We start from the raw sequence: 20,884 nt of genomic DNA on the forward strand, positions 1-20,884 counted from the left end.
CCGACACGCAGCCGCAAGATTAAAGCGGCGGGGAATGCCCTAGTTGGAGGGTTGTCGCCGGTCGCATGCCGAAGGCATGGCGCTGCGGTCCGGGCGGGCCGTTCCAACCGGGGTCGGGCGAAAGCGCAAAAGCGTCGCGCCGGAAGCGATGGCCGAAATCTCACAAGAAAGGGCCGCGCCGTGGAGCGGAGCGACGGGCAAGCTCCAACCCGCGCGGTCCCCTCTGCCCATGACAAACTCGGCCACGTCGGGCCACAGCGGATTGGCGGCCGACATCTTTTGCCAGACGCGGATCGCGTCGTTGATGGTAATCTCGGCAAAGCTTTTGTCGGGGTCTTGTTTCCATTGGTCGCGATAGGCGGCGTTGCAAAAGGTCAGCACGCCTGAGGCGGAGAAGACGGCGAAGCCATCTTCGAGCTTGTCCAGCAGGCTTTGGCTTTGCTCAAGCTCAGCGCGGAAATTGCGGGTCAGGGTGACTTCGGCGGTGATGTCTTCGATCAGGAAAGCGGTAGCCCCGTCGGGGTGGGGCCGGCCACGGATGCTATAGGTTTGACCGTTCTCAAGCGACCATGTCTCTTGATAGCGCCCATCGGTTGCGGCGGCGATCACCTCGGCAATCTCCTGACGCCAATTCTTGTAGTTTTTTGGTTCCGGCATGCGGCGGCTTTCGCGCAGCTGATCGAAAAAGGACACCATCGTCGGTCGGGCGCTGAGAAAAGGGGCGGGCAGGGCGGTCAGGTCAACCAGGGCAGGGTTGAACAGGGCCAATTGCCCGTTGCGGTCAAAAATCGCCAGCCCGATGGACAGATGGGCAAAGGTCTTGGCGAGGGTTTGAACGAAGTTGCGCTGCGCTTCTTCGGCGGCGACCACGGCGTTGATGCAGGTGGCGTGGTAGACCTGCACATTGTCTTCTGTCGTGGTGGTCAACGCGTACCAATCGGGTTTGTCCCCGTCGCCGCAGCGCAGGCATACGCGGTTGGGATGTTCGGGCGAGGGCGTGCTGAACAATGCGGCGCCGCCGCATTCAGGATCGGCCGGAGCCTTGCGTTTCAGGGCCCCGTAGGCCCGGTTGTGCCAGATGATGCGGCCTGCGGCATTGGTCTGCCATGCAGGGTTGGGGCTGGTTTCGCTGGCCCGACGCAGCGCGGCGAGTTTTTGGAACGTCTCTTGCGTGATCTCTTCGGCTGCGCGGGTCTGGGGCAGGTGCAGCCAACAAAGCGCGTCCCGCCATGTGATGCGAAGTTCCGACGGGCTGTCGCCATCTTCTGCCGTGAGGGTCAGTTTGCCAGTGGCCCCGTGCCGGGCCGTGCGGGGGAATTCAGGAAACCGCGACAGCAGCGCTTCGCGGATGTCCTCCCACTGGTGGTGGCCGGGGGCGAGGGCAAAGCGGGTCAGCGCGCTGTCGGAGCCGTGGATCAACTCGCCGTCTTCGAAAAGCAGGCTCATATCGTCGATGCCGGGCGGTGCCGCAACGGGGCGGCCCGCGTTTGTGCTAAGCCACCAAAGGGCGGCCAGAGCGGTGGTGAAAGCGGCGGCAAGCACGATGATAACGTCTGGCAATGCCATGACGGATAACCCTTTCGGCAAATGCGACGCCCTATCTTGAGAGCCAAAGGTTAACGGCGGGTTAACAAAAGCGCAGTTCCCCCTGTCAAGCCGTGAGGCGCTGGTTCTCGCCCATCACGGCCTCATCGGGGCCAAGGTCCAGCAGGCGGCGCGGCCAGACGACTTCGACAACCGCGCCGCTGCCTGCGGGCGGCAACCCGCGCAACCAACCGCTGTCTGACCCATTGGCAAACCGCAGCCGCGCGCCGGACCGTTCGAGGAAAGTCTTGGCGATGAAAAGCCCCAGCCCCATGCCCTCATATTCAGGGCGCGCCGTCTCGCTTGCCGTGCCGCCACGGCGGCGCAGGAAGGGGTCGCCGATCCGCCCCAGATGCTGCGGCGGAAAGCCCGGCCCGTTGTCGATAATTCGCACCGAGATATCCTCGGCAGACCATTCGGTTTCGATCCAAACCGTGGTTTCGGCGAAATCCACCGCGTTCTGCACCAGATTGCGCAGCCCGTGAATGATCTCGGGTTTGCGCGGGATCGTCGGGGGGCGCGCGTGATCTCGGGCCATCGGGTTGTCAGAGAACATCACCGTCTTGCCGCGCTCCAGATGTGGTTCGGCGGCCTCTTTCACCACGGCGGTGAGTTGCGCGCGTTGCATATGCAGATCGTCTTTCCCAATGCGGCCCATATCGCGCAGGATATCGCGACACCGGTCAGCCTGATCGCGGATCAACGCGGCGTCTTCGGCCAGATCGGGCCGGTCTTCGAGGTCACCCAGCAGTTCGGTGCTGGCCAGTTTGATGGTGGCCAGGGGCGTTCCCAATTCATGGGCGGCGGCGGCGACAACGCCGCTGAGGTCCGACAGTTTCTGTTCCCGTGCCAGCACCATCTGCGTGGCTGAGAGCGCATCGGCCATGGAGTGGACCTCGGTCGTGACGCGCCGCGAATAGGCGCTGGTGAAAACGATGGCGATCAGCAGCGCTGCCCAATGGCCAAAGACAAAAATGCCGGGCTGGCGCAGCACATCGCCCGACTGGGTGACAAGCGGCAGATGCCACAGCGCCAGCACCGAAGCCGCGACAATCGCGGTAGCGCCCAAAACCAGTGTCGAACGCAGGCTGAGTGCGGTGGCCGAGATCGTTACCGGGGCCAGCAGCAGCAGCGCAAAGGGATTGTGCAGCCCTCCGGTCAGCCCCAGCAGGGCGGTCAGTTGCAGCAGGTCAAACAGGACCATGGCGAGGTTTTCGCGCTCGGACAGGCGTTTGTTCTGCGGAAAGACAAAGGCCGCGACGAGGTTGCCGACCACCGAGGCACCGATGGTCAGATAACACAGACCAAAGGCCAGTTGCAGCCCAAGCGCCCATTGCGCCACGGTAACGGCGGTCAACTGTCCGGCGATGGCGAACCAGCGCAGTAGGATCATCGTGCGCAGGCGGATCCAACTGGCGCGGGTGCGCCCGTCGAGAGGCCGAATATTTGCCTGCGTCATCTTAGCCCCATCACTTTATTGCGTCTTGCATCACCTGCGATCTAGCGTAGGTCTGCGGCGAAACACGATCAAGAGCGGCCATCGGCGCAAAGGACTGACATGAAACAGATGATTGCATTTGGTGCAGTTGGGGTTGCAGCGGTATTTCTAGCGGGCACGGCCTTTATGGTGCTGCGCGGCGAAGATGATCCCTATGCCTCTTGCCGGTCAAGCCAAGTGGCGGGGGGCGATATTGGCGGGCCGTTCGAATTGGTCAATGGCGCGGGCGAAACCGTGACCGATGCCGATGTCATCACCGAGCCTGCTTTGCTCTATTTCGGCTATACCTCTTGCCCCGATGTCTGCCCGCTGGACGTGGACCGCAACGCCGCCGCCACCGAAATCCTGGAGGAGCGCGGCCAAAGCATCACGCCGGTTTTCATCACCGTCGACCCAGCACGCGACACGCCCGAAGTGGTCGGCGACTTTGCCGAGGTGATGCACCCGCGTATGGTGGGGCTGACCGGCTCGCCTGAGCAAGTCAAAGCGGCCAGCCAAGCTTACCGCACCTACTACAAGGCCCACCCGGCAGATGAGAATGGCGAATACCTCGTCGATCACTCGACCTTCAGCTATCTGGTCATGCCCGAAGAAGGCGTCGTCGACTTTTTCCGCCGCGAAGTGCGCCCCGAGCAGATGGCCGACAGCATTGGTTGCTTCCTCAATCAAAGCTGAAATTGACCCGCCGCGATAGCCGCCCCATATTAGCCTTGGAGAGGGGACGTTGATGCAGGATATTTCCGACTTAGGCCCAGACCGCAGCTTGCTTTTGGTCGATGACGATGAGCCGTTTCTGCGCCGCTTGGCCAAGGCGATGGAGAAACGCGGCTTTGAGGTGGAAACCGCAGGCTCTGTCGCTGCGGGCAAGGCCATCGCCACAGCACGTCCCCCGGCCTTTGCCGTGGTTGATCTGCGGCTTCAGGATGGCAATGGACTCGACGTTGTGGAAGTGCTGCGTGACAAACGTGCCGATGCGCGGGTGGTCGTGCTGACGGGCTATGGCGCGATTGCCACGGCGGTTGCGGCCGTAAAATCAGGGGCCACGGATTACCTCTCAAAACCGGCTGACGCGAATGACATCGTGAATGCGCTTTTGGCAACCGGAGGCGATCTGCCCGAGCCGCCGGAGAACCCGATGAGTGCGGACCGCGTGCGGTGGGAGCATATCCAGCGGGTCTATGAGCTTTGTGATCGCAACGTCTCGGAAACCGCGCGGCGGCTGAACATGCACCGGCGCACCTTGCAGCGCATCTTGGCAAAACGCTCGCCGCGCTAAAGCTCGAACCGTTTCCAGATTTTATCGACGCGGGTGCGATCGGCCAGCATGCAATTGGGCAGGCGGCGGAAATCCTCGAACCCGCGGCTTTGATAATAGGCCAACCCGCCCAGATTGTCGGCGCGGATGATCGCGTGGATATGGGCATAGCCTAGATCACGCGCGGCAGTCTTTGTCTGCTCGAACAGCGCCGATCCGATGCCGAACCCTGTCTCGCCCACCCGCACAAAGGTCGCGACATCCACACCGCCTTCGGGCAGGTCTGGATGGGGCTCGAGGTACTGAAAACCTTTGATCTCTCCCCGCTCGTCTTCGGCCAGATGCCATGCGCTGTCGGGCGCGGTCATCCAACCTTGCAGCTCGCGCGGGGTGACGGGGGTGACCATGGCGGTGGTCCCGCCCTTGGCGATGATCGCGTTCAGCAAGTCGGCTAAGGCGCGGGTATCAAGCGCCCCGGAACGGCGGACATGGATCACGCCATCTCGCGCAGCAGCGCCTCATGGCGTTGGGTAAACTCTGCCCGTACCTCGACCGGTGGGCGCAGCAGGATGCTCAGCCCCTCCATCAGCGCCGCGTCGGGGCGGCCAAAAAAGCGCGTCGCCTCGGTTTCGGAAAAGCCCGCGATCTGGCTGGCCTCCATCCAAGCACTGACGCGATCCGCCTTTTTGATCTGTTGCTTGACGCGCACCGGCAAGCTGGCGGGGAGGCCAAACCGGACATGCACGGCAGTGGTCAGCCGGTCATCCAGCGCGCGATAATCCGGCCCCACGGCAGCCTTCACGGGCGAAATCATGTCCCCGATCACATATTCCGGCGCATCATGCAGCAGCGCGGCCAAGCGCCATTTCGCAGGCGCACGGGGGGCGATCCGGGCAAATATCGTTTCCACCAGAAGGGAGTGTTCGGCCACCGAATAGGCATAGTCTCCCCGCGTCTGACCGTTCCACCGCGCGACAAAGGCCAACCCATGGGCGATGTCTTCGATCTCGACATCCACCGGGGTGGGGTCGAGCAGATCAAGCCGTCGACCTGACAGCATCCTTTGCCATGCACGTGGTTTCTGCGCCATCCGCCGGAGTCCTTACCTCGTGATCCTTGGGAACAAATCCCTGTCAAACCTGTTCATCCCACGAAGGAGATAATCATGAAACCCGTTTTTTCCGGTACGATACTTGCAGTTACCTTGGCCACCCTCGCCGGTGCGGCGCAGGCAGAAGAAGTCTGCATGCCCGCCAAGGAAATGAAGTCGGCTCTGATCGATTGGTACGGCGAAGAGCCTGTGCCGGGTCAGCGGGACGACAACAACCAACTCTGGGCGTCGGATCAATCGGGCACATGGACCTTGGTCAAGACATTGGCCGACGGCAATGCCTGTGTGCTAGCCCAAGGCGATGACTGGATGGCGGGACTCTCGGGCGATAAGCAACTGGCCGCTCTTCAGCGTTGACCCTGCGGGGGTCATTCCCCATTCACATTGAGAATTCGCGGCGAAGGTGCTAACCGCCCTGCAACACTTCAAACAGGAGCGCCGCATGGCCCACGACTATATTGTTAAGGATATCAATCTGGCGGCCTACGGGCGCAAAGAGCTGGACATCGCCGAGACCGAGATGCCGGGCCTGATGGCGCTGCGCGATGAATACGGTGAGAGCAAGCCGCTGAAAGGCTCGCGGATCGTCGGCTCTTTGCATATGACCATCCAGACCGCCGTTTTGATCGAAACGCTGGTCGCACTTGGCGCGGATGTGCGTTGGGCGTCTTGCAACATTTTCTCCACCCAAGACCATGCCGCGGCGGCCATCGCCGAAGCGGGCGTTCCGGTTTTCGCGATCAAAGGCCAGTCGCTGGTTGAGCATTGGGATTACCTCGACAAATCCTTCATGTTCCCCGACGGCCCGAACCTGATCCTTGACGATGGCGGCGATGCGACACTCTATATTCTGCTGGGCGCACGGGTTGAGAATGGCGAAGATGAGCTGATCTCCGTTCCCAAGTCTGAGGAAGAAGAAGCGATCTTCGCTCAGATCAAAAAGCGTATGGCCGAAAGCCCCGGCTGGTTCACCAAGATGCGCGACCAGATCAAAGGTGTATCCGAGGAGACCACCACCGGCGTGCACCGTCTCTATGATCTGGTGAAGCAGGGCCAATTGCCCTTCCCCGCGATCAATGTGAACGACTCTGTCACCAAGTCGAAGTTCGACAACAAATATGGCTGTAAAGAGAGCCTCGTCGACGGTATCCGTCGCGCCACCGACACTATGATGGCCGGTAAGGTCGCTGTTGTGATGGGCTATGGCGATGTGGGCAAAGGGTCTGCCGCAAGCTTGCGCGGTGCAGGTGCCCGCGTGAAGGTGACCGAAGTCGACCCAATTTGCGCGCTGCAAGCCGCGATGGACGGTTTCGAAGTCGTGCTGCTGGAAGATGTGGTCGGCACCGCCGATATCTTTATCACCACCACCGGCAACAAAGACGTGATCCGCATCGAGCATATGCGCGAGATGAAGGACATGGCGATTGTTGGTAACATCGGTCACTTCGACAACGAAATCCAAGTCGCCGCGCTGAAGAACCACAAGTGGACCAACATCAAAGAACAGGTGGACATGATCGAGATGCCGAACGGCAATCGTCTGATCCTGCTCTCCGAAGGGCGTCTGCTGAACCTTGGCAATGCCACCGGGCACCCGTCCTTCGTGATGTCCGCCTCCTTTACCAACCAAGTGTTGGCGCAGATCGAACTGTGGGAGAACACCGACAAATACGGCAACGACGTTTATATCCTGCCCAAGCATCTGGATGAGAAAGTCGCCCGTCTGCATCTGGACCGGATCGGCGTGAAGCTCTCAAAACTGAACCCCGAACAGGCCGCCTATATCGGTGTGACGCCTGAAGGCCCGTTCAAGCCCGAGCATTACCGCTACTAAATCGCAAAGAGTTTCCTCTTTGGAAAAGTGTCAACGCCGCCCCGCAGACCGCCGGGGCGGCGTTTTTGTATTAAAGATCTGAAATTTCTTAGGAAATGCGGCCCATCGGCGGATTCAAGCACATATCTGCCGGTGGCAAATGGCGGGCGGAACATAGTTATCCGGGCGGTGTTTCTTCCCCAGACCACTGAAAAGGAGTATCGAAGATGAAACGTACATTCCTGAAATCCACCGTCGCCGCCCTTGCACTGACTGCGGGCACCGCATTCGCTCAGACTGCCGACACCGAAGCCGGTGCAGCAGCAGAAGCCGAGGCCACAATCTCGGGTGAGAGCGTGAGCAACACCGCCAACGATTTGACCGCCACTGTTGAGAAACAGGCCGAGCAAACCGCTGAGATGTCGCGTGAGAATTCTGACGATTATGAGGGGACCAACGATCCCAATAAAACCGACGAAATTCTGACCGCCCCGACAGAGAGCGCGGAATTCGACGGTGATACCGAAGTCGACAACGAAGCGGAGCTGACCGCCGAAACCGATGGCGTGACCCCGTCGACGGATGCCGAAGCCGATCTGGCCGGGAACGCAGATTCAGAGTCGAACTCGACCCTGAGCACCGACACCAGCGGCACTGTCACAACAGAGACAGACACCGATCTGGCAGCCGATGAAGACGCCGATATCGACAGCGAAATGACTGCCGAGATCGAAGGCGAAGCTGAGACCGATCTGGAAGAGAATGTCGCTTCGGACACCGAAGCGAACATGGAAACAGACGTCACACGCACCGACACCGGCATGAGCAATGCCTTCTCCGGTATGGTTGTGGGTGATCTGGTCGGCCTGACCGTCGTCGAAGCGGATGGGGATACCATCGGTGACATCGACTATGTGATCAAGACTGACGCTGGCTATGCCGCTGTCGTTGGTGTGGGTGGCTTCCTTGGCCTTGGCGAACACACCGTCGCCGTGCCGCTTGAGGAAATCTCCATGGCTGCCGAAAACGACCTGAAGCTGAGCTCTTGGACCAAAGCCGAGCTGGAAGCCCAGCCGGAAGTTGATGAAGATACGATCGAAGGTCTCGAAGACGACGTCCGTCTTGACGACGCATCCTAAGCGACCCGCGATATCGAACTCAGAGGCGCCCCATCGGGCGCCTCTTTGCGTATGGGGGCGTGGCTGCCGGGCGTGGTCGACGGGGGCAGTCAGCCGGGGTCGCGAAATAAATCTTTTGCAAAACAGGGTTATGGCCTTAGGCTCCGGTTTCAGGAACCCCTGAAGCCGAAGTTACTGTTGGAGAGATTTATGGGCAAGCGTGACGAATGGATCGCAAAATACGCCGAGGACCTGAAGAATAAATGCGGCATGGACCCGGATATGGACCTTTTGACCAAGGTGACCATCGGTTGCGGTCCGTCGATCTACAACGCCGACGCGCAAACGGTGTCTGCCGGTGATACGGCTGAATTGAACACCGTGAAGGACAACTTCCTGATCAAGAAACTCGGCCTGCCGGATGATGAGCACCTCATGGGCGGCATCCAAAAAGTGATTGAGACCTATGGCCGGTCAGAGCGGAACAAGTACCGCGCCGTGGTCTATTACATGCTGGTCAAACATTTCGGCAAAGAGTCCGTCTACGGCTAATCGCCGGAAAGACTTACCAAAACCTTACCTCGGACGCGCGCTTGGTTAAGCGCGCGTTTCGTTTTTGATGGGGCTTTGACACAGTAGAAAGTTGAGAAATTCAATGACTTCTGCTATCACTCTTATATCGGCTTCCTGCGCTGATAAGAGTTTAAAGAACATGTGTGGTGGTTTTGGGAGCACATGGGGTGAGAAGGGTTCTGGCGGGGTGCCGGAACCCTTTTTCGTTTCACAATCGTTAATTTTGGCCGGTCTCAGGGCCCGACCCTAGGGCGCAGTCTTGCCCAAAGCGCAGATGAGGGCCCATTCCGCTTCGGTCACAGGTTGCACCGATAGGCGAGAGTTTTTCACCAGCACCATATCCTCCAGCCGTGGGTCGGCTTTGATCGTATCAAGTGTCACAGGCAGGCTGAACGACCGCACCGCTTTGATATCCACACATTCCCAACGGGGGTCATCGGTGCTGCTGTCGGGATGCGCTTCGGCGCAGACTTCGACGATGCCGACAACCTCGCGGTCTTTCTGAGAGTGGTAAAAGAACCCCAGATCGCCGACCTTCATCTCGCGCATGAAGTTGCGCGCTTGATAGTTGCGCACGCCGTCCCATTCCTCGCCCGCGTCGCCTTTGGCCTTCTGGTCGGCCCAGCTCCATGTTGCGGGTTCGGATTTGAACAACCAATAGGCCATTAGCCGATCACCCGGTTCCAATGGGTCAGGGTCACGCTTTGGAACAGACCGGCCTTAGCATAGGGGTCATTCGCGGCCCAATCCTCGGCTGCGGCCATGTCCGCTACGTCCAAAATAATAAGCGAGCCGATCATGCCGCCTTCGGCGTTCAAGAGCGGGCCAGCTTGGGCCACGGCATCGCTGGACTTGAGATAGGCCAAATGGTCGGGCCGGTTTTCCTGACGGATCGGCAGGCCATCGGCTTTGTCATGGGCGATCAAGGCAACAAACATATCATTCTTCCTTTAGGGGTCGGGTCAGTAGTGATTTCATGGCGCCAGCCACATCTAACTGGTTGTCGAGCAGCCCGGCAACCGCGCGGGTGATCGGCATATCAAGCGCGGCGTCGCGGGCCAGCGCATCCACAGCGCGCGCGGTGGCGGCTCCCTCGACCGTGGTCGACGGGTCAAACGGCGTGCCTTGGCCCAGCGATTGTCCCAGCCGGTAGTTACGCGATTGCTCCGACGTGCAGGTCAGCGTCAGATCACCAAAGCCCGAAAGCCCGGCCAGCGTTGTCGGCTCCGCCTTCAGATGCGCGGCAAGCCGCTGCATTTCGGCATAGCCGCGCGTCATCAGGGCGGCCCGTGCGCTTTCCCCCAGACCCGCCCCAATCGCGGCCCCGCTCGCGATGGCGACGACGTTCTTCAGCGCCCCGCCCAGTTCCGCGCCGATGGTATCCGTGGTGCGGTAAAGCCGCAGGTTCGCCGTTGTCAGTTCCGCTTGCAGGTATTTGCCCGCCTTCGCATCAGCACAGGCTAAAGTCAGCGCGGTGGGCAGGCCGCGCGCGATATCGGCGGCAAAGCTAGGCCCCGTAAGGATCGCTGCCGTCGCATCGAGGATGGTCTGGGAGATCACGCTCACCGGCCCGACACCGCTGCTGAGTTCGATCCCCTTGCAGCAGGCCACCAGATGTTTCCCGTGAATCGCGTCTTTGTGGTTTTCCAAGACACTGCGCAGCCGCTGCATCGGCACGGCCAGCAACAGGATTTTGGCCGCGCTCGCTTGGTCAAGGCTATCGGTCACCGTGAGCGTATCAGGGAAAGGGCACCCCGGCAGGCGTTTGGCATTCTCACGGCGCTCGGCCATGTCCCCCGCATCGCGCGCCCAAAGCGTCACCGGCCCTTTGCCCGCCAGCGAGATTGCCAGCGCCGTGCCGAATGCCCCTGCGCCAAGGACGGAAACGCTCATGCCTTGGCCCCCTTCTTGCCACTGCCCAGCATCGAAGGCCGTGCGGTATCCAGCGGCCAGCGGGGACGTGCCGAGAGTGTCAGATCATCGGCCTCGCGCAGGGCGGCTTGCTCTCCAGCAGCGAAGGCGATCATCGCGGCGTTATCGGTGCAAAGCGCCAGCGGCGGAGCGACGAAACGCGCCTGCTGTTCCGCTGCAACAGTCTCTAACGCGGCACGGATGGACTTGTTTGCCGCCACCCCGCCTGCCACACAAAGGCCCCGCGCACCCTCTGCCGGATACTCCGCAAAGGCGCGGCGCGTCTTATGGGCAAGCACATCGACCACGGCTGCTTGAAACCCTGCCGCCAGATCCGCCTGATCCTGCCGGGTCAGCCCGCCACGCTCTGCCACGCATTTGTCGCGGGCGCGCAGCACGGCGGTTTTTAGGCCCGAAAAAGACATGTCGCAGCCGTCACGGTCCAACAGTGGGCGCGGCAGGGCGAAGCGGTTGGGCTCGCCCTCCTGCGCGCATTTTTCAATCGAAGGCCCCCCGGGCTGCGGCAGCCCCAACAGCCGCGCAACCTTGTCAAAGGCTTCGCCCGGCGCGTCATCAATGGTGCCGCCAAGACGGTCAAAACTCTCCGGCCCGCGCACCAGCAGGAACTGGCAATGCCCACCTGACACCAGCAGCATCAGATAGGGATAGGGCACATCATCGGTCAGCCGCGGCGTCAGGGCGTGGCCCGCCAGATGGTTCACCCCATAAAGCGGTTTGCCCGTCGCCGCCGAAAGCCCCTTGGCACACATCACGCCCGAGACCACCCCGCCGATCAGCCCCGGCCCCGCAGTGACGGCGATGGCATCGATCTGCGGCAGGCCGATCCCAGCCTCGGACAAGGCATCTTCGACGCAGTGATCCAGTTTTTCCGCATGGGCGCGGGCGGCGATTTCGGGAACGACACCGCCAAAGTCGGCGTGCAATTCGGTCTGGCCTGCCACGACAGAGGCCAGCACCGTGCCGCGCCCATCCGCGCCCATACGCACCACGGCGGCAGCGGTATCGTCGCAACTGCTTTCCAAACCAAGGATCAAGCGGGTCTGAGGCTGGGTAGAGGGCATGGGGGCTTTCCGTTGCAAGGCACCTGTACCGCAGGTAACACCGCTATCACGCGCAAACAATGCCGGAGCCTTGTGATGCCACAGCCAAGATTGCTTCTGACACGTCCACATCCCGGTGCCGCGCAGTTTCTGGATCGGCTCTCGCCCGCGCTGCGGGACGGTGCGGTGATTTCCCCCTTGATCGAGATTGCCCCGACCGGTGTAGGGGTCGATCTCGCGCCTTTCGCCGGGGTGATCTTTACCTCCGCCAATGGTGTGGCCCATGCGCCAAAGGGGGACGGGCGGCCTGCCTTCTGTGTCGGCCCGCAGACCACGGCGGCGGCGGCGAAAGCGGGCTGGCGGGCGCAGATGGCCGGGCTGGATGCCCAAGCGCTGATCGCGACCCTTTCGGGGCAGCCGCAGATTGCCCCGCTCTTGCACCTTGCCGGACGCCATCGGCGGGCGGATGTTGCCGCAATTTTAGGCGCTTCGGGTCTGACCGTTGATGTTGCAACGGTCTATGAACAGAACCTTTTGCCGCTCTCCGCCGCGGCGCAAACCCTTTTAACTGGGCCAAGTCCTGTCATCGTGCCGCTCTTTTCCCCCCGCAGCGCGCAGCATTTCGCCCGCGAGGCCAGTTGCACAGAGCAGGTCATCGCCCTGTCGATCAGCCCCGCCGCCGCGCAGGCGCTTGAAGCTCTGCCGCTCTATGCGCATGATGTCGCTGCGGAACCCACTGGCGAAGCCATGGCGGAGGCCGTTGAAAAACTTTTCCGCTGCACCACCTTGCCTTGAGGGGCATAGGTATGCCGGGTAAGCTCGCCACTGCGAGCGGATGATAGGTTCAGAATCGAAAGGCGTACGGCGTGGCAAAACCCAAAAAGACGGTCAGCAAAAGCGAAGCGGACAAGACCACGGCCGAACAGACGCCCCCGCAGGGGGATAAGGCAGTAGCGGCGGAGAAAGCTGACGCGCCGAAACCATCCGAAACCGATGCCAAGAGTACGGCCACGGTGAAACCCGACGCGCCGAAGACCGAAGATGTCAAACCGGACGCAGCGAAAGCCGAGCCCGGGAAAACCGACTTGGGCAAAACCGAGCCGGGCAAAACAACCAGCACTCTGCCCGTGACAGACACTGCGCCGGCAGCGGAGAAAGCCACGGTGAAGCCGACCGCCGCAAGCGACGCGGTCAAGCGTGATGATAGGGCACCCGCTAACGCGGAGAGCGCCTCTACCGCCAAAGATACGACACCAAAGACGCCCTTGCCCAAGGATGACCCTAAACCAACGTCCAGCGGCGTTGCGCCCAAGGACAAACCGGTTTCCCACGACAAACCAGCGACCGATCCCGCGCCCTCGCGCGCATCGGCAGCCGCGTCTAAGCCGGGTGACAGCACGTCGAAGCCCGCGCCGACCAAGACTGAAAAGCCAAGCGCTACGACCTCCAAGCCAACCCCGACACCGACCCCCGCGCCCGCGCCGAAAGAGCGCAGGCGGAGCGTGTTTTTCCCCATGCTGCTCGGTGGTGCCATCGCTGCCGGACTGGGGTTTGCCGCATCGGAATACGACGTTCTTGGCACCCGCGCGCAGGGGGCGGCGGAAGTGCAAAACGCGCTCGAAGCGCAGCAGGCCCGCATCGCAGACTTGGAAGCCCGCGCTGATGAGCCTGCGGCCCTGCCGGAAAGCCTGCCGCAGGTCGACGCGCTCAGCGCAGAGTTGACCGCCGCGCGCGAAGAATTCTCGACGCTTCAAAGCCAATTGGCCGAGATCGACAGCCGCCTCACCACGGTTGAGAAACAGCCCGTAAGCGGTGGCGAAAACGAGATTGCAGTCGCGGCCTTTGAACGTGAAATGGAAGCCCTGCGCGCCTCTGTCACTGAGCAGCGCCGCGAAATCGAAAGCCTGCTGGATAACGCCCAAACCGCCGAAGAGGCGACCGCCGCCGCCGCAGAAGCAGCCCGCGCCCAGACCGGCATCACCCAGATGAACGCCGCGATCAGCGCCGGACGCCCCTTTGAGGCCGCGCTGGTCGAGTTGCAGGAAGCTGGGGTCGAAGACATTCCCCAACCGCTGACTGAGACCGCTGCGGGCGGTGTGGTCACCCTCGCCAATCTGCAGGCGCGTTATCCCGACGCCGCGCGGCAGGCCCTGGCCACCGCCCGTGCCGCCGTGCCGGAAGAGGGCGAAGGCGGCTTTGGCAGCTTCCTGAAACGGCAGCTTGGTGCCCGCTCGGTCGCGCCCCGCGAAGGAACGGACCCCGATGCTGTCCTCTCCCGCGCCGAAGCGGCTGTGCGCGATGGCCGTTTGACCGATGCGCTGGCCGAGATCGAAACGCTGCCCGCCCCTGCGCAGGACGCGATGGCGGAATGGCTTGCCGATGCCCGCGCGCGTCAGGCGGCTGAAACCGCCGCCAATGAACTCTCCCAACGCCTGACGGCCAACTGAGGAACGAAAAATGCTCTGGTCTCTTATTAAAATCGTTCTTTTCGTCGTGCTCGTCGCCGCTTTGGCATGGGGTGCGGGCTTCTTGCTGGAAAGCGAGGGCGGCATTCAACTGACCGTGGCGGGGACCGAATATACTCTCGGGCCGCTGCAATCGGTCATCGCCGTTTTGCTTTTGATGTTCGCGGTCTGGGTGCTGCTCAAGATCGTGGCGCTGCTGTCGGCGGTCTGGCATTTCCTGAATGGGGATGAGACCGCCCTGTCGCGCTACTTTGACCGCAACCGGGAACGGAAGGGCTATGAGGCCCTGTCGGACGGGCTGATGGCGCTGGCCAGCGGTGAGGGTCAGGTTGCGATGGCCAAGGCCGCCAAGGCGGACCGCTATCTCAAACGCCCGGCGCTAACCAATCTGCTGACCGCGCAGGCCGCAGAGCTTGCAGGCGACCGCCGCAAGGCAGAGCGAACCTATCGCAAGCTGGTCGAAGACGAAAAGACCCGTTTCGTCGGCGTGCGTGGCATCATGAAACAAAAGCTGGCCGATGGGGATACCGAGACCGCGCTGAAACTGGCCGAGAAGGCCTTCGCGCTGAAGCCCAAACACGAAGAAACCGGCGATACGCTGCTGAAGTTGCAGGCCGAAAAGCATGACTGGACCGGCGCGCGCGGCACCCTGCAGGCCAAGTACAAAAACGGCCACCTGCCGCGCGATGTGCACAAACGCCGCGACGCGGTACTGGCACTTTCCGAGGCGCGTGACGTTATCGCCGAAGGCAACAGCATCGAGGCGCGAGAAGCCGCGATCGAAGCCAACCGCCTGTCGCCCGATCTGGTGCCTGCCGCCGTGATGGCCGCGCGCAGCTATATCGCGCAGGACAAGCCGCGCAATGCTTCCAAAGTGTTGCAAAAAGCGTGGAGCGTGCAGCCGCACCCCGATCTTGCCGCCGCCTTTGCCGAGATTCAGCCGGATGAGACCCCGCAGCAGCGGATCAAACGGTTCCGCGCGCTGACCAAATCACAGCCCGACCACCCCGAGACCAAGATGCTGCTGGCCGAATTGCACATCGCCAACGAAGATTTCCCCGAAGCGCGCCGTGCGCTTGGCAATCTGGTTGAGACCGATCCGTCGGCGCGTTCCGTCACGCTGATGGCCGCGATCGAGCGAGGTGAGGGCGCGTCTGATACCGTGGTCAAAGGCTGGCTGACACGCGCGCTCAATGTCTCGCGCGGGCCGCAGTGGATTTGCGAGAATTGCCACCACATCCACGCCGAATGGAAGCCGATCTGCGAAAACTGCAAGAGCTTTGACACATTGGAATGGAAGACCCCGCCGCTCTCGGAAGTCGCCATGCCAAGCGGTGTGCAGATGCTGCCGCTGATCGTCGGTGCCCCGGAAACGACACCTCCAGAAGGCGCGCTGACAACCCGGACCGACGACATCGAAGAAGCCGAGTTGGTGACGGACCCAGACGAGCCGACCAATCCCGAGGCCCCGAAAAAGGCGCCCGACCCTACAGCTTGATGTCGTAGGTGACCCAGTTGGTTCGCGTGGCCAGCTTGTCATACACCCCACGGCCGCGGTAATTATCCTCGGCCGTGATCCAGCGCACGAGGCTCCAGCCGCGTTTCTGGGCGATCTTTTTCACCTCCCCGATCAGCGCGTCGGCAGCCCCGCTGCCGCGTGCTTCGGGTGCCACGAATAGATCGTCAAGGAAGCAGCCCGTCGCCGCGGCCAAGGGGCGCGCGAAATGCCGGAAATGGGTCAGGCCGATCACACGGCCTTCGGCGTCTTCGCAGACCAGCCCTTCGACCTCTGTTAGCGGGTCATGCAGCCAAGACCAGACCCGCGCGCGCATCTCTGGCGTCTGCTCGACTTTGTAAAATTCGGCATAGCCTTGATAAAGCCGCTCCCAATCGGCGCGGTCATGGTCTTTTACGGTACGAACTGTGAGGTCGGACATGGCGGGCTCCCTTCGCTGGCTGCGCGATCTTTGCCCCAGTTGGTTCAGAAATCCAGCCCAAGGTCCAGCGTTGTCGCAGAATGTGTGAGTGCGCCCATGGAGATATAGTTCACCCCCGTCGCCGCGACCTCGGCAATGCGCGGCAATGTCATGTTGCCCGATGCCTCAAGCACGATGCGGCCCTTGGCCATTTCCACCGCTTCACGAAGCGTCGCCGTGTCCATATTGTCCAACAGCACAACATCCGCGCCGCCTTCGTCCAAGACCTCTTCAAGCTGCGCCAGCGTGTCCACTTCGATCTCGACGCGGATCATATGCGAGGCGTTGCTTTTCACTGCTTGCAAGACAGGCCGAATGCCACCGGCGGCAGCGATGTGATTGTCTTTGATCAGGATCGCATCCGAAAGGGAAAAGCGATGGTTGAACCCGCCGCCATGGAGCACCGCCTGTTTTTCCACCATACGCAGCCCCGGCGTGGTCTTGCGGGTGCAGGTGATCCGGGTCTCGGTGCTCTTGGTCTCGGCCACGCAGGCCGCCGTGAGGGTGGCGATGCCCGACAGCCGTCCGGCAAAGTTCAACGCCACACGTTCTGCCGACAGGATCGCGGCGGCAGAGCCTTCGATCTCCATCAGCGTGTCGCCTTTGGTGATCGTGCTTCCGTCTTCTTTTAGCGTGCGCACCTCAAGCGATGGGTCGACGAGATGAAAGGCCAGCCGTGCGATCTGCATGCCAGAGACGACCCCCTCGGCACGGGCGCGCAGGCGGGCGGTATAGGTCGTGCCATCGGGGATCACGCTGCGCGTGGTGACATCGCCATAGGTGCCAAGGTCTTCCATCAGCGCGGCGCGGACCAGCGGCTCTAGGATCAGGTCGGGCAGGGCGGTTGTCATGCGGGAAGTTCCTCAGGGTTGGAGCGGAATGCGGTGGCCTCGGCCAGTGTCATGAAACTGCGCGCGGCTTCGGGGAGCGTGTCGGGATAATCAGTGCGGCAATGCGCGCCGCGGCTTTCACGGCGGGCGAGGGCGGCGGCGGCGATTAGCGTCGCGGTGGCGATCATGTTTTGCAACTGGGCGCAGTCGGGTTGTGCGGCTTCGATCTGTGCAATCGTAGCGAGGGCGCGTTGCAGCCCCTCCGCATCGCGCAGAACGCCGACATGGGCGGTCATGGTTTGGCGCAACTGGGCGACGAGGGTCTCATCGGGTGTTTCGCCAGCGGGCAGGTCGGGCAGGGCCACCGTGCCGCTGTCGCCGGTGCTGCATTCCTCAAGCATGTCCTGCGCCGCGCGGCGGGCAAAGACGAGCGCTTCGAGCAGCCCGTTCGATGCCAGCCGGTTCGCGCCGTGCAGCCCGGTCGAAGACGCCTCCCCACAGACCCAAAGCCCGGCGAGGCTGGAACGCCCATGCGCATCCGTGGCCACGCCGCCCATGTGGTAGTGCGCAGCGGCGGCCACGGGGATCGGTTGGATCACCGGGTCGATGCCGTTGCGCGCACAGGCGGCGGCGACGGCGGGATACTCGGCCAGTACCGCAGGACCCAAGGCCGCACGGGTGTCGAGCATGGGGCGCAGGCCCGCTTGGGTCTGGGCAAAGATCGCGCGGGCCACGATGTCACGCGGGGCGAGTTCAGCGAGCGGATGGACCTCGGTCATGAACCGCGCCCCCTCGCGGTTGATTAGATGCGCCCCGGCACCGCGCAGGGCTTCGGTCGCCAAGGGGGCGGGGTCTTCGCCGCAGTCGATGGCGGTTGGGTGAAACTGCACGAATTCCGCATCGGCGATGAGCGCGCCTGCCCGTGCCGCCATCCCGATCACCTGCCCGCGAATGCGAGCCGGGTTGGTCGTCAGCGCATAAAGCCCGCCCGAGCCGCCGCCCGCCAGCAAGACCCCCGCGCCGCGCAGCAGGACGGGGGCGGAGCCTTCGGGCCGGGCCAATTCGATCTCAACCCCGGTGACTTTGCTGCCGTCGCTGTCCAAGCCGCGTGCCAACACGCCTTCAAGCACTTGGATCGACGGGGTATTGCGCACCCGCTCGATCAGGGCGCGCATGATCTCGGCCCCGGCCTGATCGCCCTGCACCCGCACCACACGCGCGAAACTATGCGCCGCCTCGCGGGACATGACATAGCCGCCATCGGCGCTGCGGTCGAAGGCGGTGCCAAAGTCGGTCAGGGCAAGGATGTGGGCGCGGGCCTCTTCCGTCACGGTGGCCGCGACGCGCGCCTCAACCGTGCCAGCACCCGCGGCGATGGTGTCTAGTGCATGCGCCTCGGGGCTGTCGGCCTGCGCCATAGCGGCGGCCACCCCGCCCTGCGCCCAAGCGGAACTGGCCCCCGAGCCAAGCGGATCAGGCGAGATCAGCAAAACGGGGCGCGGCGCAAGACAAAGCGCGGCATAAAGCGCGCCGAGGCCCGCACCGACGATGATGATCCTGCCGGTTGTGATCTCTTGCACCGGCGCGGCCCTCAGAGGCCGAGTTCGCGGGAGAGGTCGATCATCCGCTGCACCGCGACGCGCGCTTTTTCGGAGACTTCCGCCTCAACCTCGACCGCGCCGGACATGGTGTGCAGCGACCACAGCACCTTTTCCAGCGTGATCTTCTTCATGTAGGGGCACATGTTGCAGGGGCCGACGAAATCGACCTCGGGCAGCTCATCCGCGATGTTCGACGCCATGGAGCATTCGGTGACCAGCATCGCTTTCGCCGGTTTCTCGCGGTGCACATAGTCCAGAATGCCGCTGGTCGAGCCCGAAAAATCAGCCTCGGCCACCACATCGGGCGGGCATTCGGGGTGCGCGATGATGCGGGTGTCGGGGTTCCACTCACGGTAATCGGCGATATCCTTGGCGGTGTAACGTTCGTGCACGATGCAGGCCCCGTCCCACCAGACGATGCGTTTCTCGGGCACCTGTTTGGCGATGTTCTGAGCGAGGTATTTGTCGGGCGTCATGATTACCGTGTCGCTCTCCATCGCGGCGACGATCTGCGCGGCGTTGGAGGAGGTGCAGCAGATGTCAGACGCGGCTTTTACCTCGGCTGTGGTATTCACGTAAGTCACCACCGGCGCGCCGGGGTATTGCGCGCGCATCTGTTCGACACCCTCGGCGGTGATGCTTTCGGCCAGCGAACAGCCCGCTTCCATGTCGGGGATCAGCACGGTTTTCGACGGGTTCAGGATTTTCGAGGTCTCGGCCATGAAATGCACACCGCATTGCACGATCACATCGGCCTCAACCTCGGTCGCCTTGATCGCCAGTTGCAGGCTGTCGCCCACGAAATCGGCGATGCCGTGGTAGATGTCAGGCGTCATGTAGTTATGCGCGAGGATGACCGCGTTACGCTCTTTTTTCAGCTTGTTGATCGCGGCGACATAGGGCGCGTGAATGGCCCAATCGGGGGGCGAAACGACACGGTCCATCTTGGCGTAGATATCGGCCATTTCAGCCGCCAGCGCAGGCGATGGCGCGAGGTCATAATGGCGCTCAAGCTCGCTGGGCGAAAAGATTTCATCACGCATGGTCGGTCCCCCTCCGGCCTTGGCGCGTGTCACGGCACCGCGCTGGACACCACACCCGGCGTGCTGGCCATAGACGACTGGCGGGGTTTGGGCAAGCCAATACCCTTTATGGCAGGGCGATCAGCCTCTGTGGATCAGGTGAATTTGCGGAACAAACGGGTCTGATCAAACATCTCTTCCAGCCGCTCAGCCCGGTCTTTGGTGTCGGCCCAGTTGATGTCTTGCATGGCCGAGATCACGCTTTCCACCAGCAAAAGCGTCGCCGCCGCACTGTCCCAAGCCGAGGGCGCGACGATCCGGCTGGAGAAACAGATATCGGCAAGGCTATGCACCGGAGAGCGCCACTGGTCGGTAAAGAGGATGATCTTGGCCCCCCGCGCATGGGCCATCTCAGCCAGTTTCAGGGTGTTGTTCTCATAGCGGCGCACGTCGAAGATGACGAAGACATCGCCTTCGCCCACGTCGAGCAGGTAATGCGGCCAAGCGTTCGAGGTGGATTGAATATGCGTGACCCGGGGCCGGATGATCTGCGCGTGCAGAAACAGATATTCCGCCATCGTATGCGTGATGCGCCCGCCCACGATATAAAGTGGGTGCGCGGTGTCGGCGATCATGGCGCAGGCGCGGTCAAAAGTCGCCGGTTCAATCTGGCCGAGGGTGTGACGGATATTGTCGATCACAGCGTCGGTGAAACGATTCAGCACATGACCCGAGGGCGCGCCTTCGGTCCATGTGTCATGTTTGGCGATGGGGTTCTTGGCCTTGGCTTTTAGCTCTTCGCGCAACTCGTTCTGAAACTCAGGGTAGCCCTTGAACCCCAGCTTTTGCACCATTCGCGCCACGGTGGGGGTAGAGACATTGGCATCCTTGGCCAGCGCCGTCAGCGGGCCGAGGCCAGAGGCGGGGTAATTCTCAAGAATCGAATGGGCAAGTTGGCGTTCCGCACGGGTCAGCCGGTCCAGTTCTTGCTGGATACGGTCGGAAATAGTCAGCGTCGGTTCAGCCATGGATGCCCCTCTTTTGACGAGTAATAACACAAACTGAG

At 62.2% G+C, this 20,884-nt stretch carries 22 protein-coding genes; 9 read left to right on the plus strand and 13 right to left on the minus strand.

Annotated elements, in window-relative coordinates; genetic code table 11:
- Positions 1 to 39: 39 nt before the first annotated feature.
- Both K3758_RS00475 and regB read right to left on the minus strand, forming a co-directional pair.
- The gene (locus tag K3758_RS00475; RefSeq protein ID WP_259946810.1) at positions 40 to 1,566 is read right to left on the minus strand and encodes a PAS-domain containing protein; all 1,527 of its coding nucleotides are present in this window, start codon (positions 1,564 to 1,566) and stop codon (positions 40 to 42) included.
- Between the two features lie 85 nt (positions 1,567 to 1,651).
- Positions 1,652 to 3,043 carry a sensor histidine kinase RegB gene (regB, locus tag K3758_RS00480; protein ID WP_259946811.1) on the minus strand — a complete coding sequence of 464 codons (1,392 nt, stop codon included), beginning with the start codon at positions 3,041 to 3,043 and terminating at the stop codon, positions 1,652 to 1,654.
- 99 nt (positions 3,044 to 3,142) lie between these two features.
- On the opposite strand from regB, the gene K3758_RS00485 reads away from it, so the two are divergent.
- Together K3758_RS00485 and K3758_RS00490 are read left to right on the plus strand one after the other, a co-directional pair.
- Entirely contained in the window at positions 3,143 to 3,757 is a 615-nt protein-coding gene (locus K3758_RS00485) for an SCO family protein (protein WP_259946812.1), read from the plus strand.
- Between the two features lie 52 nt (positions 3,758 to 3,809).
- Positions 3,810 to 4,358, plus strand: a complete 549-nt coding sequence (locus K3758_RS00490) for an ActR/PrrA/RegA family redox response regulator transcription factor (protein WP_067935816.1) — start codon at positions 3,810 to 3,812, stop codon at positions 4,356 to 4,358.
- Here the strand turns inward: K3758_RS00490 and K3758_RS00495 are convergent.
- Complete coding sequence (locus K3758_RS00495; RefSeq protein WP_259946813.1) at positions 4,355 to 4,834, minus strand: GNAT family N-acetyltransferase; 480 nt, start codon at positions 4,832 to 4,834, stop codon at positions 4,355 to 4,357. The two genes, K3758_RS00490 and K3758_RS00495, sit on opposite strands and share 4 nt — an antisense overlap.
- Entirely contained in the window at positions 4,831 to 5,427 is a 597-nt protein-coding gene (locus tag K3758_RS00500) for an HD family hydrolase (RefSeq protein WP_259946815.1), read from the minus strand. The genes K3758_RS00495 and K3758_RS00500 overlap by 4 nt, the downstream gene beginning before the upstream one ends.
- Before the next feature lie 75 nt (positions 5,428 to 5,502).
- On the opposite strand from K3758_RS00500, the gene K3758_RS00505 reads away from it, so the two are divergent.
- The 4 genes from K3758_RS00505 (at position 5,503) to K3758_RS00520 (ending at position 8,931) form a co-directional block, all read left to right on the plus strand.
- Positions 5,503 to 5,805, plus strand: coding sequence for an S-adenosyl-L-homocysteine hydrolase (locus K3758_RS00505; RefSeq protein WP_259946816.1), 303 nt, complete (start codon positions 5,503 to 5,505; stop codon positions 5,803 to 5,805).
- 85 nt (positions 5,806 to 5,890) lie between these two features.
- Complete coding sequence (gene ahcY / locus K3758_RS00510; protein ID WP_259946817.1) at positions 5,891 to 7,282, plus strand: adenosylhomocysteinase; 1,392 nt, start codon at positions 5,891 to 5,893, stop codon at positions 7,280 to 7,282.
- A 206-nt stretch (positions 7,283 to 7,488) separates the two neighbouring features.
- On the plus strand, positions 7,489 to 8,400 hold the full coding sequence (locus K3758_RS00515) for an MSCRAMM family adhesin SdrC (RefSeq protein WP_259946819.1): 912 nt from the start codon (positions 7,489 to 7,491) through the stop codon (positions 8,398 to 8,400).
- A gap of 189 nt (positions 8,401 to 8,589) precedes the next feature.
- Entirely contained in the window at positions 8,590 to 8,931 is a 342-nt protein-coding gene (locus K3758_RS00520) for a DUF2853 family protein (RefSeq protein WP_120349823.1), read from the plus strand.
- Positions 8,932 to 9,198: 267 nt separating this feature from the next.
- Here K3758_RS00520 and K3758_RS00525 read toward each other — a convergent pair whose 3' ends face one another.
- Genes K3758_RS00525 through tsaD form a run of 4 tightly spaced genes read right to left on the minus strand, consistent with a single transcriptional unit; the run spans position 9,199 to position 11,945 of the window.
- Positions 9,199 to 9,618: an EVE domain-containing protein gene (locus K3758_RS00525; protein ID WP_259946822.1), complete on the minus strand. Its 420-nt coding sequence runs from the start codon at positions 9,616 to 9,618 to the stop codon at positions 9,199 to 9,201.
- Entirely contained in the window at positions 9,618 to 9,890 is a 273-nt protein-coding gene (locus K3758_RS00530) for a YciI family protein (protein ID WP_259946823.1), read from the minus strand. Before K3758_RS00530 ends, K3758_RS00525 begins: the two co-directional genes overlap by 1 nt.
- A 1-nt stretch (position 9,891) precedes the next feature.
- Positions 9,892 to 10,845: an NAD(P)H-dependent glycerol-3-phosphate dehydrogenase gene (locus K3758_RS00535; protein ID WP_259946825.1), complete on the minus strand. Its 954-nt coding sequence runs from the start codon at positions 10,843 to 10,845 to the stop codon at positions 9,892 to 9,894.
- The gene (gene tsaD, locus K3758_RS00540) at positions 10,842 to 11,945 is read right to left on the minus strand and encodes a tRNA (adenosine(37)-N6)-threonylcarbamoyltransferase complex transferase subunit TsaD (protein ID WP_259946827.1); all 1,104 of its coding nucleotides are present in this window, start codon (positions 11,943 to 11,945) and stop codon (positions 10,842 to 10,844) included. The genes K3758_RS00535 and tsaD overlap by 4 nt, the downstream gene beginning before the upstream one ends.
- 75 nt (positions 11,946 to 12,020) lie before the next feature.
- Between tsaD and K3758_RS00545 the strand changes: the two genes are divergently transcribed.
- The 3 genes from K3758_RS00545 to K3758_RS00555 all read left to right on the plus strand — a co-directional run bounded on the left by K3758_RS00545 (position 12,021) and on the right by K3758_RS00555 (position 15,887).
- Positions 12,021 to 12,719 carry a uroporphyrinogen-III synthase gene (locus tag K3758_RS00545; RefSeq protein ID WP_259946829.1) on the plus strand — a complete coding sequence of 233 codons (699 nt, stop codon included), beginning with the start codon at positions 12,021 to 12,023 and terminating at the stop codon, positions 12,717 to 12,719.
- Positions 12,720 to 12,790: 71 nt separating this feature from the next.
- Complete coding sequence (locus K3758_RS00550; RefSeq protein WP_259946830.1) at positions 12,791 to 14,371, plus strand: hypothetical protein; 1,581 nt, start codon at positions 12,791 to 12,793, stop codon at positions 14,369 to 14,371.
- Between the two features lie 10 nt (positions 14,372 to 14,381).
- Positions 14,382 to 15,887: a heme biosynthesis protein HemY gene (locus K3758_RS00555; RefSeq protein ID WP_259946832.1), complete on the plus strand. Its 1,506-nt coding sequence runs from the start codon at positions 14,382 to 14,384 to the stop codon at positions 15,885 to 15,887.
- On the opposite strand, the gene K3758_RS00560 is transcribed toward K3758_RS00555, so the two are convergent.
- From K3758_RS00560 to K3758_RS00580, 5 genes are all read right to left on the minus strand, one after another.
- Positions 15,877 to 16,326 (minus strand): GNAT family N-acetyltransferase, encoded by a 450-nt coding sequence (locus K3758_RS00560; protein ID WP_259946833.1) that lies wholly within the window; start codon positions 16,324 to 16,326, stop codon positions 15,877 to 15,879. The two genes, K3758_RS00555 and K3758_RS00560, sit on opposite strands and share 11 nt — an antisense overlap.
- Before the next feature lie 44 nt (positions 16,327 to 16,370).
- Complete coding sequence (nadC, locus tag K3758_RS00565) at positions 16,371 to 17,216, minus strand: carboxylating nicotinate-nucleotide diphosphorylase (protein WP_259946835.1); 846 nt, start codon at positions 17,214 to 17,216, stop codon at positions 16,371 to 16,373.
- Positions 17,213 to 18,775 (minus strand): L-aspartate oxidase, encoded by a 1,563-nt coding sequence (locus tag K3758_RS00570; RefSeq protein WP_259946837.1) that lies wholly within the window; start codon positions 18,773 to 18,775, stop codon positions 17,213 to 17,215. Before K3758_RS00570 ends, nadC begins: the two co-directional genes overlap by 4 nt.
- A gap of 11 nt (positions 18,776 to 18,786) precedes the next feature.
- Entirely contained in the window at positions 18,787 to 19,839 is a 1,053-nt protein-coding gene (gene nadA / locus K3758_RS00575) for a quinolinate synthase NadA (protein WP_093927636.1), read from the minus strand.
- Positions 19,840 to 19,973: 134 nt separating this feature from the next.
- Positions 19,974 to 20,846 (minus strand): MurR/RpiR family transcriptional regulator, encoded by an 873-nt coding sequence (locus tag K3758_RS00580; RefSeq protein ID WP_067939702.1) that lies wholly within the window; start codon positions 20,844 to 20,846, stop codon positions 19,974 to 19,976.
- Positions 20,847 to 20,884: the final 38 nt, after the last annotated feature.

This window comes from Sulfitobacter sp. W002, assembly GCF_025142135.1.
Classification (GTDB): domain Bacteria; phylum Pseudomonadota; class Alphaproteobacteria; order Rhodobacterales; family Rhodobacteraceae; genus Sulfitobacter; species Sulfitobacter profundi.